At 60.9% G+C, this 14,159-nt stretch carries 11 protein-coding genes and 1 pseudogene; 10 read left to right on the top strand and 2 right to left on the bottom strand.

Annotated elements, in window-relative coordinates; translation table 11 throughout:
* The first annotated feature begins 173 nt into the window (after nt 1–173).
* Both MHI61_RS18270 and MHI61_RS18275 read left to right on the top strand, forming a co-directional pair.
* Complete coding sequence (locus MHI61_RS18270) at nt 174–878, top strand: carbonic anhydrase (RefSeq protein ID WP_097608312.1); 705 nt, start codon at nt 174–176, stop codon at nt 876–878.
* A 4-nt stretch (nt 879–882) separates the two neighbouring features.
* The gene (locus MHI61_RS18275; RefSeq protein ID WP_239789985.1) at nt 883–2,412 is read left to right on the top strand and encodes a SulP family inorganic anion transporter; all 1,530 of its coding nucleotides are present in this window, start codon (nt 883–885) and stop codon (nt 2,410–2,412) included.
* A gap of 167 nt (nt 2,413–2,579) precedes the next feature.
* Here the strand turns inward: MHI61_RS18275 and MHI61_RS18280 are convergent, their stop codons facing one another.
* Nucleotides 2,580–3,437, bottom strand: coding sequence for an aldo/keto reductase (locus MHI61_RS18280; protein WP_239789986.1), 858 nt, complete (start codon nt 3,435–3,437; stop codon nt 2,580–2,582).
* Nucleotides 3,438–3,689: 252 nt separating this feature from the next.
* On the opposite strand from MHI61_RS18280, the gene MHI61_RS18285 reads away from it, so the two are divergent.
* From MHI61_RS18285 to MHI61_RS18315, 7 genes and pseudogenes are all read left to right on the top strand, one after another.
* On the top strand, nt 3,690–4,583 hold the full coding sequence (locus MHI61_RS18285; RefSeq protein WP_239789987.1) for a LysR family transcriptional regulator: 894 nt from the start codon (nt 3,690–3,692) through the stop codon (nt 4,581–4,583).
* 129 nt (nt 4,584–4,712) lie between these two features.
* A complete protein-coding gene (locus tag MHI61_RS18290; RefSeq protein ID WP_239789988.1) occupies nt 4,713–5,789 on the top strand; it encodes an alpha/beta fold hydrolase in 1,077 nt (358 codons plus the stop codon).
* Nucleotides 5,790–5,850: 61 nt separating this feature from the next.
* Entirely contained in the window at nt 5,851–6,954 is a 1,104-nt protein-coding gene (locus MHI61_RS18295; protein ID WP_239789989.1) for an alpha/beta hydrolase, read from the top strand.
* Between the two features lie 134 nt (nt 6,955–7,088).
* On the top strand, nt 7,089–7,445 hold the full coding sequence (locus tag MHI61_RS18300) for a carboxymuconolactone decarboxylase family protein (protein ID WP_239792871.1): 357 nt from the start codon (nt 7,089–7,091) through the stop codon (nt 7,443–7,445).
* Nucleotides 7,446–7,488: 43 nt separating this feature from the next.
* Nucleotides 7,489–7,959, top strand: a complete 471-nt coding sequence (locus MHI61_RS18305; RefSeq protein WP_239789990.1) for a cupin domain-containing protein — start codon at nt 7,489–7,491, stop codon at nt 7,957–7,959.
* A gap of 28 nt (nt 7,960–7,987) precedes the next feature.
* Nucleotides 7,988–8,462 (top strand): annotated as a pseudogene (locus tag MHI61_RS18310) (cytochrome P460 family protein).
* A complete protein-coding gene (locus MHI61_RS18315; RefSeq protein ID WP_239789991.1) occupies nt 8,459–9,139 on the top strand; it encodes a DUF4405 domain-containing protein in 681 nt (226 codons plus the stop codon). The pseudogene MHI61_RS18310 and the gene MHI61_RS18315 overlap by 4 nt, the downstream one beginning before the upstream one ends.
* 118 nt (nt 9,140–9,257) lie before the next feature.
* On the opposite strand, the gene MHI61_RS18320 is transcribed toward MHI61_RS18315, so the two are convergent.
* On the bottom strand, nt 9,258–11,030 hold the full coding sequence (locus MHI61_RS18320; protein ID WP_239789992.1) for an SLC13 family permease: 1,773 nt from the start codon (nt 11,028–11,030) through the stop codon (nt 9,258–9,260).
* Nucleotides 11,031–12,456: 1,426 nt separating this feature from the next.
* Between MHI61_RS18320 and MHI61_RS18325 the strand changes: the two genes are divergently transcribed.
* Nucleotides 12,457–14,088 (top strand): EAL domain-containing protein, encoded by a 1,632-nt coding sequence (locus MHI61_RS18325; RefSeq protein WP_239789993.1) that lies wholly within the window; start codon nt 12,457–12,459, stop codon nt 14,086–14,088.
* Nucleotides 14,089–14,159: the final 71 nt, after the last annotated feature.

Genomic DNA, 14,159 nt, shown 5'->3' on the forward strand with positions numbered 1-14,159 from the left:
TCGTCGGACCCCGGCACCCTCCTCACGTGTTGTTGATCGCGATCTCGCATCGGCTGGTTGCACCGCAAACTTTTTGCTGTTCTTTTCGCACCTGCGAACAACTCGCTTCTGTAACCCGCCGGACGAGAGACATTCCTCCCAGTCCGACGTCCGGCCAGAAAGAGGATCCGAACATGGGTGATCTCCTGAAAGGTATCTCCAGTTTTCGCGGCGCGGTTTTTCCCAACCAGTCGGCGCTTTATCGCAAGCTGGCGCGGGAAGGCCAGCAACCACAGGCTCTGATGATATCCTGCGCCGACAGCCGGGTGATGCCCGAAACCATCACGCAGGCCGGTCCCGGCGATCTCTTCGTCTGCCGCAATGCCGGCAACATCGTTCCGCCCTTCTCGACGCTTAATGGCGGGGTCTCCTCCGCCATCGAATATGCCATTCTGGCGCTCGGCGTCAGCGACATCGTCGTCTGCGGCCATTCGGATTGCGGAGCAATGAAGGGCCTGTGCCATCCGGAGCTGCTCCAGCCGATGCCCAATGTCGCGGCCTGGCTGCGCCACAGCCACGCCGCCTATTCGATCGTCTGCCGGGCCTATCCGGATGACCTTTCCGAGAGTGACCGCGTGCGCGCCGTGGCGATGGAAAACGTCGTCGTTCAGCTCGATCACCTGAAGACGCATCCTTCCGTGGCCGCGAAACTCGCCACCAGCGAGATCACCCTTCATGGCTGGTTCTTCGACATCGAGACCGGGGAAGTCCAGGTTTACGATGGGGCAACAGCGACCTTCACGGTGCCGCAGGAGGGAGAGCCGCTGCCGGTTGCGGTGACGGGCCGCGATCGGCCGCATGTCATGGCGCAAATCGCAGCAACACTTGCCGCGGAGTAGCGCCATGACAGCAGTGAGCTCCACCTTTTCGCGCGACCTCGCCTCGTCGCTGGTCGTCTTTCTCGTCGCCATCCCGCTGTGCCTCGGGATCGCCATCGCCTCCGGCGTGCCGGCGTCGATGGGCCTGATCTCCGGGATCATCGGCGGCATCGTCGTCGGCTTCCTGTCGGGGTCGCCGCTGCAGGTCTCCGGGCCTGCGGCCGGACTTGCCGTCATCGTCTTCGGCTTCGTCGAGGAATACGGCGTCGCCATGCTCGCCCCCGTCCTGATCACCGTCGGCTTCCTGCAGATCGCCGGCGGGTTCCTGCGGGTCGGCTCCTGGTTCCGGGCGATCTCGCCGGCCGTCGTTCACGGCATGCTCGCCGGCATCGGAATCCTGATCATATTGGGGCAGATTCATGTGCTGATGGATGCCAAGCCCGCTGCCGGCGGGATGGAGAACGTCGCGGCGATGGAGGACAGTCTCGCCCGTCTTTGGGGAACTGGCCTGACGAGCCAGGCAACCGCCTTGAAGGTCGGCCTCATATCCCTGCTTGCAATGGTGTGCTGGGAGAAGTGCCGGCCGAAATCGCTTGCGCTGGTTCCGGGAGCGCTGGTCGGTGTCGCGGCGGCGACGGTTCTTGCCGCCGCGTTGCAATTGCCGATCGCGCGCGTCGAGGTCCCCACCTCGCTCGTGGACAGCATCACACTGCCGACCGCGGAAAACTTCGCTAGGTTGCTGGAGCCCGGCGTCATTCTCATGGCGGTGATGATTGCCGTCATCGCGAGTGCCGAAACCCTTCTCTCGGCCGCCGCCGTCGACCGGATGCATGACGGCGTTCGCACCCGGTTCAACAAGGAGCTGTTTGCCCAGGGCGTCGGCAACGGGCTCTGCGGCCTGCTCGGCGGATTGCCGATCACCGGCGTCATCGTCCGTTCCTCGGCCAACATTCAGGCCGGCGCACGCACGCGGGCCTCCGCCATCTTCCACGGGATCTGGATATTGGGCCTGGTGGCGCTGGCGCCAAGCCTCTTGACCCTGGTTCCCTTGTCCGCCCTCGCCGCGGTCCTGCTCGTGACCGGATGGCGGTTGATCAGCCTGCGCCATGTCAGACACCTGTTCGAGCATCATGGATGGGTCCCGGTCGGCATCTGGGCTGTGACCGTCGCCATGGTCGTCCTGCAGGACCTGCTGGTCGGCGTGGCGCTCGGCCTGGCGCTGTCGATCATCGAGATCGTGCCCTACCTCAGGCGCAAACTCGCGATCAGGCACGCCGAAATAGACGAGGAAATCCATGTCCGGCTCGGCGGCGCAGCGACCTGCAAGGATGTTCCCATTCTGCTCAACACGCTCGAGCAGCTGCCCGAGGGCCGCAAGGTCAAGATTGTCGGCGAGGACCTCCATTACATGGATCACACCAGCGCCGAAACCATCAGCGAATGGCTACGACGCGAGGCGAGGTCCGGTCGGGCCATTGAAATCCATCCGCCACCGGCGGCACGCCACCCCCGCCTGACACCGCTGTTTCAGCGCTTTGCGACCGAGGTCGCCTGATAAAGACTGGGGAGGGCAAACGCCCTCCCCAGGGCGCTTCTTGTCCATGGCTTTTCAAACCGAAGGTTCGAAGGTACAGGATCGGCCAGACCGGGCATCCACCAGCTGAACGGCGGCGGTAAACGCGCGCTGAGTTCGAGGGAACGGGGAGCGTAGGCAGCATTGGTTCAGAGCTTGCGCGTGCCAAGCCATTTCACCATTGCCGGGTCGCGATGATCGAAGAAACTGCTGGCCTTCTGGTCGAGCGAACCGATCGCTTCAACGTCTTTCTGGTCCAGCGCGAAGTCGAAGATCGAAAAGTTCTCCGCCATCCGCTCCTTGCGCACCGATTTAGGGATGGCGACGATGTTGCGTTGGATCAGCCATCGTAGCACGACCTGCGCAATGCTTTTGCCATGCCTATTACCAATCGACCGCAAGAGTTCGTTTGTGAACAGCCCGTTCTTGCCCTCCGCGAAAGGACCCCATGCTTCGGGTTGAACGTTGTATTCCTGGAGCAGCTTCTCTGCGTCCTCCTGCTGATGGAACGGGTGGATTTCGATCTGATTGACCGCGGGCACGATCTCGTTGTGAAGCACGAAGTCCAGCAAACGGTCGGGATAGAAGTTGCTGACGCCGATCGTGCGGATGCGACCCGCCTTGTACAGTTCTTCCATCGCACGCCATGCCCCATAGACATCACCGAAAGGCTGGTGGATGAGCCAGAGGTCCAGATAGTCGAGCTGCAGCTTGTTTAGGGAACGTTGGAAAGCGGCCTTGGCGCCCTCATACGTCGCGTCCTCGATCCAGAGCTTGGTTGTTACAAACAGATCGCTTCGATCAATGCCATGGTTGCGGATCGCAGTGCCTACGGCCTCTTCGTTGCCATAGGAAGTTGCGGTGTCGAGCAAACGATATCCGACATCGATCGCGTCACGGACGCTGCGCTCGCACTCGGCAGGATCGGGTACCTGAAAGACGCCGAAGCCAAGGATCGGCATCTCGATCCCGTTGTTCAGGGTCACTGTGGGAACGGTACTGGTCATGTCATTTTCCTTCTCTCTAACGCGAGAGCTCTGCGGATCGCCGCCGTTTCACTTGCCGACGCGCGCCTGAAGGTGTGCGGGATATCTGTCGCCAACGATATCGACCTTGGAGAGCGCGTCCGCGGGTCGCGCCCTTGCACCCAAGGCCGAGCGCCGAGACTTCGAGGTTGCCGGTCGGGCTAAAAGATATCCCTTGCCGACATTTTAGATTAGGGGCAGTAATCGGCATGAGGCTATAAGGGTGCCTAATGAATGCCGCAGGAGAACTTCAACGATCTGCTCGCCTTCGTCACCGTGGCGCGCGAGGAGAGTTTCACTCGCGCCGCCTTGAAGCTTGGCGTCTCGCAGTCGGCGCTTAGCCAGACTGTCCGTGGTCTCGAAGAGCGGCTGGGCATTCGGCTGCTGACGCGCACGACGCGGCGGGTATCACCGACGGCGGCGGGTGAACGTCTTCTTCTGACGGCGGGACCGAGGTTCGAAGAAATTCAGGCGGAACTCGCTGCGCTCAGCGAGATGCGGGACAAGCCGGCCGGGACGGTCCGGATCACGGCCGGCGAGCATGCCGCGATCTCGGTCCTTGCGCCGGCGCTCGAAAAGTTCCTGCCCGACAATCCGGACGTCAACGTCGAGATCACCGTGGACTACGGCCTGACCGATATCGTCGCCGAACGCTACGATGCGGGTGTGCGGCTCGGCGAGCAGCTGGCGAAAGACATGATCGCTGTGAAAATCGGCCCGGAAATGCGCATGGCGGTCGTGGGAGCGCCTTCCTATTTCCGGCAGCATCCGTGGCCCGAGATCCCGCAGGACCTGACGGCGCATAACTGCGTTCAGATCCGGATGCCAACCTATGGCAACATCCTCGCGTGGGAGTTCGAGAAGGACGGCCACGAACTCAAGGTCCGGGTCGAAGGCCAGATGGTGTTCAACAACATTGCAATGCGCCTTGATGCCGTGAGGCGAGGCCTCGGTCTCGCCTATATGCCCGACGATCTGGTCGCAGACGATATCGCGCAGGGCAGGCTTGTCCGCGTCCTCGAGGACTGGTGCGCGCCATTTGCAGGTTACCACCTCTACTATCCTAACCGACGACACGCCTCGCCGGCATTCGCGCTGGTGGTAGAAGCTCTGCGGTACCGCGGGTAACAGGGTGATCAACCGTCTGTGATTAATAAGGCAGGCTAATACCTTCAATCGGAAATGAGCATCTAATCAACTGAATGCTGCTCGCGTAGCCTTCTTCCAACTTCATGTTGCAAGGCAGGTGTATCGCGCATGTTTTCTAGAACTCTTTCGGCCGTCGCGTTTTCCGCACTCGTTCTGTCTTCAGGTGCAGTCTACGCCCAACCGGTCGCCAAACCGGAGCCTCTCGTAGTCCGGGAGCAGGGCAGCTTCGCGGTTGGCGGCACGGTGTCGGCCACAGCCGGAACCTACAACAACAATGCTCCGACGTCCGAGGGTCAGACGCTTCACGGCGACCACGCCTACGTCTTCTATCAGGTGCCCGAGAACCCGAAGTCGCTGCCGATCGTCATGCTCCACGGAGCCTATCAGTCGGCACGCTCCTGGGAGACCACGCCGGACGGTCGAGAAGGCTTCCAGAACATCTTCCTGCGCCGTGGGTATCCCATCTATCTGGTGGATCAACCGCGTCGTGGCCGCGCGGGCAACAGCACCGTCGCGACGACGATCGAGCCTGCGCCATACGACCAGTTGTTCTTTGACCAGTTCCGGATTGGCAAATGGCCGGACTACTTCGGCGACGTCCAGTTCTCGCGGGATCCCGAAGCGCTGAACCAGTTCTTCCGCTCGGTCACGCCGAACACAGGGCCATTCGATGCCAATGTGATCTCGGACGCCGTCTCGGCCCTGTTCACAAGAACCGGACCGGCAATCCTGTTCACGCATTCGCAGGCGGGCGGGCCGGGATGGCTGACGGCGATCAAGAACCCGAACGTCAAGGCCATCGTGGCACTGGAACCGGGCAGCGGTTTTATCTTCCCCGAAGGCGATGTCCCGGCCGACATGCCGAGTGCCGCCGGTACCCTCAAGGCCGAGGCAGTTCCCGCCGCGGACTTCGAAAAGCTCACCAAGCTACCGATCGTTATCTACTACGGCGACAATTTCCCGCTCGAACCGACCCAGGAACGCGGACAGGACAACTGGCGCGTCCGGCTGGCGATGGCGAAGCTCTGGGTCGAAAGCGTGAACAAGCACGGCGGCGATGCCACGCTCGTTCACCTGCCGGATATCGGCATAAAGGGCGGTACGCACTTCCTGATGTCGGATCTGAACAACGTCGAAATCGCCGACCAGATCTCGAAGTTCCTGGCGGACAAGAAGCTCGACTGACCGACCTGCGCGCGGTCGGAAAGCGTCAGCGCGCGGACTTCACATATTGAGGAGCCTCAAAATGGCAATTGAAATCATCGACATAAGGCGACGCGAATTCCTGGGTGCAGGTGCTCTCGTCATCTCCGGTGCGATGCTGGGAGTTTCCGCAATGACGACCACCGCTGCCGCCGCCGATTACACGCAGAACGCGTTCACACTCGTTTACGACGGCGCGATCACCAGGAACGAGCCGGGGAAGGTGAACATCCATCCGGTGAACTACAAGCTCAATGGTCTCGACATCGTCGCCAACGTCTACACGCCGCCCGGCTACGATCCGGCGAAAAAGTTTCCCACGATCGTTCTGGCGCATCCGAACGGGGGCGTCAAAGAGCAGACCACGGGCCTTTACGCGCAGCGTCTGGCGGAGCGAGGTTTCATCACGATCACGGCCGACGCCGCCTATCAGGGCGGAAGCGGCGGTGAACCGCGCAGCACCGACAAGCCGCAGTTCCGCATCGAAGATATCCACGGAATGGCGGACTTCATCAGTCGCTTCCCCGGTGTTGACACGGCACGCCTCGGCCTTTTCGGCATCTGCGGCGGTGGCGGCTACTCTCTGGCGGCTGCAAAGACCGACAAGCGCTTCAAGGCCGTGGCGACTCTCAGCATGTTCAATTCTGGCCGCGTCCGCCGCAACGGCTTCCAGGACAGCCAGATGGACACGATACAGCAGCGCCTGCAGCAGGCCTCGGCAGCCCGCGCACAAGAAGCGACCGGCAGCGAGACCCTCTATTCCGGGGACGCCAATCTGACGGACGCCCAGATCGATGCTCTTCCGTTCGATCTTTATCGGCAGGGCTATCACTACTACTGGCGCACTCATGCACATCCTGGCTCGACCTTCAGGTACACGACGAGCAGCTTGATGGATTTGATGCGCTGGGACGCCACGGGCGAGATCGCGCTCATCGACGTGCCGCTCCTGATGATTGCGGGCAGCGAAGCCGACACCCTTTACATGACCGAGGACGCGTTCTCGAAAGCGACGGGCACCAGGGACAAGGAACTGTTCAAGATCGAGGGTGCCAAGCACATCGAGACCTATTGGGTTCCCGAGTATGTCGAAGCGGCCCTGTCCAGGTTGAAGCCGTTCTTCGACCGTCACCTCGCTTCCACGTGACGGTTTTCCCAGGCGTGCGAAGCGCCTGCTGCCCAATCGTCGGCAGGAGCCATGCACTGAATTATCGAGAGGAAATCAACTTGAAGAAACTCATGTCGGGAATACTCAGCGCTGCCATCGTCTTTGGAGCCGGAATGGAGACAACCATGGCACAGGAACCAGCATCGAATCTCGAGTCCGCCCGTTCGCGAACTCAGCAACTGATGGGCGATATCGCACCCAAGCTGGCGGAACTGACGGACGACGTCCTCTACGCCGATGTATGGGAACGGCCGCAGCGTTCTCAACGAGACCGCAGCCTGGTGACGGTCGCGGCGCTGATCGCCCTCAACCGTCCTGACCAGCTTCGTTCACATCTCGTTCGCGCCAAGGCCAACGGCCTGACGGAAGAGCAGCTCGTCGAGACCATCACGCATATGGCGTTCTATTCCGGCTGGCCGAGCGCGGTGTCGGCGGTGGCGATCGCCAAGGATGTCTTCGCGGAGAAGTAGATCACGGTCGAGCCAGCACGGCCCTCACCATGACAGGTACCCCATGAACATGACGACCCTTATGACCGTTGCCCTATCCCTTGGCGCATCCGCTGCTTTCGCCGAACCCGACAAGGGCGTGACGGTAACCCGAGCCGGTACCCAACCATCGACGGCCGGTCCGTCGACCAACTTCACCGGAGCCGTCCGAGTCGATTCCCGCTTTTCCGCGACTGCCCCCGCTACAGTCAGTGGAGGCACGGTGACCTTCGAGCCCGGCGCGCGCACCGCCTGGCACACCCATCCTCTTGGTCAGACCCTGATCGTCACGGCAGGCGTCGGCCTCGTCCAGCATTGGGATGGCGAAGTGCAGGAAATCCGTCCGGGCGACATCGGCTGGATACCGCCGGGGGTGAAGCACTGGCACGGCGCGACGGCGACCACCGGAATGTCGCATATCGCCATTTCCGAGGCACTGGACGGCAAGTCGGTCGCGTGGATGGAACATGTTTCCGACGAACAATACGCGCGGTGAGCTCTGTTCCAACGTCGATGAGGTTTCGATGAAGAAAATAATTGGCGGCATAAGTGGTGCGGCTCTGGCTGGACTGACGGTCGTCTTGGTGGGGATGCAAGTTCCACGCCGAGCCAACGCGCACGACGATGCCTGACATTGGCAAGCTTGTTCATTATACGACCGTCGAGCGTGGCGAGGTGACCGAGCACATCATGACGACCCGCGAGGCGATCGAGGCCGCCAAGCGCGGCGAGCCGATTCCGAACGGCACCCATGTCGCGCTTGTCGACTACCGAGACGGCAAGGTCTTCCGCTACTTCATCATGGAGAAGGGCGAGGGCTGGGGGCAGGACTACGACGAGAACCGACGTACGGCCGACTGGCAGTTCCAGTGGTTTAAGCCCGACGGCACGATCAACATGGACGAGAACACCGAGCGCTGCCAGCGGTGTCATACCTCGCGGTCCGACCGCGAGTTCCTCTACACCTACAACGACATGCGCCGGTTCGAGTTGGAATGAGCCGCATCTTGCCTTTCCGCCTGTTGCTGGACTTCCTGGCGGTTGTCCTGATCATCGCATGTCTTGCCTATTGGTGGCTGGACAACCTCTCCCACGAGTTGTTCGGGACGGCGCTGTTGGCGCTCGTCATCGTCCATAACGTCTTCAACAGGCGTTGGTACGGCGGTGTCGCGCAGCGGAACATGAATGCCGTCCGCCTGGTGAACCTGGCTATGATCGCCTGTCTCGGCATCGGCATGACTGTCATGCTCGTCACCAGCCTGCTCATCTCTCGGGATGCGTTCCCATTCACGGCGGCCGGCGGCGCCTTTGCTGTCCGCGAAATCCATATGTTCGCGGGATACTGGGTGTTGCTGATCGTCTCAATGCATCTCGGGACGCGTTGGCAGGTGGTGATGAATGTCGGCCGGGGCGTGTTCCGGATCTCTGCCCCAAACGTCTATCGCACGGCCGCGTTGCGACTGGCCGCGTTGGCCATCGCGGCACGGGGTCTCAAAAGTTCCGTCGATACGGGGTTCGGGTCGAAGCTCATGCTGACCTATTCGTTGGACATGTGGGATTTCAACGAGTCGTCGCTGGAGTTCTTTCTCAATTATGGAGCCATCGTCGGCATGTTCGCCTGCGGGATGCATTATGGGCTGAGGCTGGCTCGGCGATCACAGCGCAACACGTCCTAGGGACTGCCCCGTCGACGACTACATGTCAGCTTTCGGGCGGCGGATGCGCCGCGTCTGTCGCTACCGCCGGCAATCGGCCCCAAATCCGTCAGGGCCTGCGGCTCCCCGCCGCAGCGGCCTATTTCACCGGCCAGACAAAGAGCAGCGTGGGCACGCTGACCAGGATGATCAATGCCGACAGCGGCAGGCCGAGACGTGGGTAATCGGAGAACTTGTAGCCGCCGGGACCGAAGACCAGCGTGTTGCATTGATGGCCGACCGGGGTCAGGAAGTCGCAGCCGGCGCCAATTGCGACCGCCAGCAGGAAGGCTTCCGGCCTGAAGCCGAGACTGGTTGCAAAGCTCGCAGCGATCGGCGCCATGACGAGAACGGTGGCGGCGTTGTTGAGGAAGGGCGTAACGGCCATGGCGCTGACCAGGATCAGGCCGAGTGCCCCCCATGCCGGCAGGTTCATCGCCACCACACCCAGCCAGCCGGCGATCACGTCGCTGCCGCCGGAGGTGCGCAAGGAATCCGAGACGGGAATAAGGGCGGCGAGCATGACCAGGATCGGCCCGTCGACCGCTTTATAGATATCCGTCAGCGGAATGGCCCGGAAGACGACCATGCCCAGCGCCGCCGCGAAGAAAGCCACCGGAACCGGCGCGAGGCCGACGGCGGTCGTTGCCATGGCGAGGGCCAGGATCAGAAGCGGAATGAAGGCACGGCGGCGGGTGCCGAGCATCACCTCGCGCTGGGCGAGCGGCAACAGGCCAAAATCCTGCAGAAGTGCGGCCAGGCTTGCCCGGCTGCCCTGCAGGAGGAGGACGTCGCCGACGCCGAGGGTCAAGCTGCCCAGCCGTTCCTTGAGGCGTTCGCCATGGCGGCTGATCGCCAGAATGTTGACCCCGCGCGTGTAGGAAAGCGCCAGCTCCTTGGCCGAAAGACCAGTGAGGGACGAGTCCTGGCTGACGATCGCCTCGAGCGAAATGATGTTCCTGTCCGGCAGGCCATCCTTTGTCAGAGGCTTGCCGGAAAGCTTCAATTTCCCTTGTGATACGATGCGGTCTATTGCTGCCGAGGGGCCTTCCAGTATCACAATATCGTCCGAGCGGAGCGTCAGATCAGGAAACGGCGCCCTCCTGGTGCCGCCGCGCAGGACGGCCGTGGCGATGACCTCGCCATCGCCGAGCTTCACGAGGTCGCTGAGCGCCCGCTCAAGCAGCGTCGACTGGTCGGTGATTGCGACTTCGCTCGTGTAATTCTTGATCTCCACGACATCTTCGATGGCGTGATCCTGCTTGGTGCGGCTCGGCACCAGCCAGTGGAAAAACAACAGAAAGGTGATGCCGACGACCGTCAGGATGGCGCCTGTCGGCGTGAAGTCGAACATGGTGAAGGATGTTCCCGTCATCTCCTCCCGAAGCCGCGATACGACGATGTTCGGCGAGGTGCCGACCTGCGTCATCAGTCCGCCAAGCAGGGCGGCGAATGACATCGGCATCAGGTATTTCGAGGGAGAAGCACCGGATTTCCTTGCGAACTGAAAGGCGACCGGCATCATGATGGCGAGCGCGCCGATATTCTTGATGAAGGCAGACAGCAACGCCACGGCGATCATCAGGAGCGCGAGCTGGGTATGAAGCGTGTTCAGGTTCGGGAAAAGCCGCTTGATCGCGGCATCGACGATGCCCGACCGGGCGACGCCCGCACTGACGATCAGGGCGCTGCCAACGATGATGACAATGTCATCCGAAAAGCCGGAAAAGGCCTTTTCCGGCGGGACAATTCCCGTCGCGACCGCCAAAACGAGTGCGCAACAGGCGACGACATCGTAGCGGAAGCGATCCCAGATGAAGACCGCCATCATGAGCCCGATGACAGAAAATGCGATGATCTGCTGTGTCGTCATGCGGACCTGGAAATAGGCTGGGATGTCGCCGACAACCGAGCGGAAGAAGATATTCGGGGAACGCCGTTTGCTTGCGCGAGTTCCCTGCCCTCCTAACCTAGAGCCTGTCAACCTCCTGACCAGCATGTGCGTGAGCAAAGCTGGACCCGCCGGCAGGTCGCCACTACCAGACATTGCGATATGTTGACGGCCGGCGGACTGATGCGAGTATCACCCGATTGGTCGGGGCCGCTGCCACTCCGGCGAATTCGGCCCGTTGCGGATCGCCATACCATCGCGCCGAATAAAGGGTATAGTACTCCAGTCGGGGATTTTACAGGGCGATGCCGACTGGGCGATCCGACGTGCTCTTGCCTTGGGTGAGGCCACAATAATGTCTCTAAACCTCTTAAATCTTCCGGAACTCTCCGAGCGGCATATAGAGATGCTCGCGAAGGTAATAGACGATTGGTGCGATGCGAACTCCATCGACGCAGGCGGGGATTGCGCGCAAGCCGCATACGCTGCCGCCGTCGATCTTTTGAGTGCAAACACAGACATGTCAGCGGGCCAGTTGCGACAGGCGCTGGACCTCCGGATGGCTGAAAACAAGCGTGAGGAACCTTCGTCGTAGACCGAGGTTGGGGTGACGCGGCGTTCCGTTTAGCGGGTCGCCCGCTGGCGATGGAGCCTGATGTCCGGGCATGCGATCATCGGATGGGTTGAATATACCCTGTCAGTCCCCGCGCCTCGAAGAGGACAGTTCGGCGAATGTCGTGACAGGCCTGCCATTGTTCCGGCGTCGCCACTCAACGATCCTTGCCTCATGGGGAGACCCGCTTCTTTCATCCGCCGCTCCAGCACGCACTATTCAGTCGGGTGGCGAATTCAGATGGAGACGACCTCTACGAGGATTGCCACATCGGTGGCTCAGGCGAGGAGAAGTGTCGCAGGCCTGGCTGAACCTTCTGAGCGGCGATTGCCGCCTTGAAAGCTCGCGATAGTCTTGTCAGCGATTTCCTCCCAGATCTGCTCGAAGCCTTCCTGCAGTACCGCAGTCCTGATAAGCGAAATGCCCCGCCAGGACGGGGCATTTTGTATCAGTGGTACCGCGCAATTGAGGAGGCGCGGAAGGTAGAAAGATGGCGTCGTTTCGAAGATGGTCAATTAACCTCAATTTGCTAATCCTCATCGGCCCGCATTGAGAACTTAGTTTCCGATCTTACATCGCCACGATTATACTGGAGGTTGGGCTTGCCGGCATGGGCTGGTACCAGCTTGATTAGAAGGCTTCCTATGGAGCCGGATCTCCTATCAAAGGCTTCGGAAGACGCCCTTAAGGCGTTTTTGACGATCAACAGGGCTCGGTTGAATATTTGTGCTGGCATGTTAGCCTTCGCACATGACACAGCGAGTTGGGGGATAAAAAATCCAACGCGGAGCGCCTATGTCCGGTCAACCTGATGAGCTCGTCTCGTTTTATGGCAATAGCCTGAAACTAACCAAATGCTCTTTCGCGGTTTCGAAGGCCTACAAAGCTGTAGCGGCGCCAGGTACGACCCTTTGGGATCTATATCCGGAGCTGCTTGATCCCGGCGCCAGATCGATGATCGAAGCCGTGCTCGCCGGCGGCCTGCCTCGCAACATCGCGATCAGATCCAGTTCGTCCGGCGACAGTCGCAGTCTTCTCGTTTTCGGCACTGATCGGGGCCTTGGGGTCATCGAGACGCGCGATGCAAGAGCGAGTTCGGAAACGTCGGCGGGGGAAGCCGATCGCGCCCTCCTTCTTCATCAGGCCAGGCATGACGTTCTGACGGGGCTGGCAAACCGCCGCCAATTCACCAGCGATCTCGAGACAAGCTTTCCCGTGCCGAAAAGTCAAAAGCTCGCGCTGATGCAGCTTGATCTCGATGACTTCAAACCCGTCAACGACACGCTTGGACACGGCGCCGGCGACGCGGTGCTCAAGATGACGGCGGAACGGATCCAGGCCGTGCTTCGCGACGGCGAGACCGCCTACAGACTCGCGGGCGACGAATTCGCCGTCATTCAGCGGCGTCGGAACCAGCCTTCGGAAGCGGAAGACTTGGCTGCATCTCTGGTCCGGGCGTTCAAAGAGCCATTCACCATCGATGGGATCGATGTATTTGTCGGCGCCAGCGTCGGAATTGCCATTGCGCCGACCGATGGCAACGATGGCGAACAGTTGATGAAAGCTGCCGACATTGCGCTCTATGCTGCCAAGAACGATGGCCGCGGCCGGGCAAGGACGTTCAACCGCTCGATGATGATCATGCTGGAGCAGCGTGAAACGCTGCGGCGCAGTTTGCGTGTGGCCCTCAAGGAGCGGCAGTTTTTCATTGAGTATCAGCCGCTGGTGGAGCTATCGGAGGGGATCGTCGGCTTCGAGGCGCTGCTGCGTTGGCGCCATCCTTATGCCGGAGTGGTTCCGCCGAGTGTTTTCATCCCGATGGCCGAAGCCGATGGTCTCATGGGAGATATAGGAGCGTGGGTGCTTGAACAGGCGTGCCGCGAGGCGTCAACGTGGCCCTCGCATTTCATCGTGGCGGTCAATCTCTCACCGGCTGAATTCCTCCTCCGAGGCTTCACCGATCGCGTATCCGGGATTCTTGACGCGGTCGAGTTTCCTGCCGAAAGGTTGGAGATCGAAATAACCGAAACCGTCCTGCTTGAACGCAACACCAAAAATCTCGACATACTCCATACTCTGGAAGTCCTGGGTGTCCGAATCGCGCTCGACGACTTTGGCACCCGCTATTCCTCCCTCAGCTACCTACAGAACTTTCCGTTCGACACGATCAAGATCGATCGGCACTTCATTAAGGACGTCGAGACCAATCCGAAGAGCCAGACCATCGTGCGCTTCATCATCGGGCTTGCACATGGGCTGGGGATGCGGATTACGGCCGAAGGCGTCGAAACGGCCGGTCAGGCGACGTGGCTTAGAAGAGAAAAATGCGATCGACTACAGGGACATCTTTTGGGCGCGCCGATGTCTTCGGATGCCATCGGCGATTTTCTGCGTCAGGGGTCGTTCGCCACGGCTTGGATCGGGTAATCCGATGAAGCGCCGATGGTGCATCGCACCGGCGGGGCAGGCTTCGGAGCCTTAGAGCGCAGCCGGGGTCG

The organism is Rhizobium sp. K102, assembly GCF_022385315.1.
GTDB lineage: Bacteria > Pseudomonadota > Alphaproteobacteria > Rhizobiales > Rhizobiaceae > Rhizobium > Rhizobium croatiense.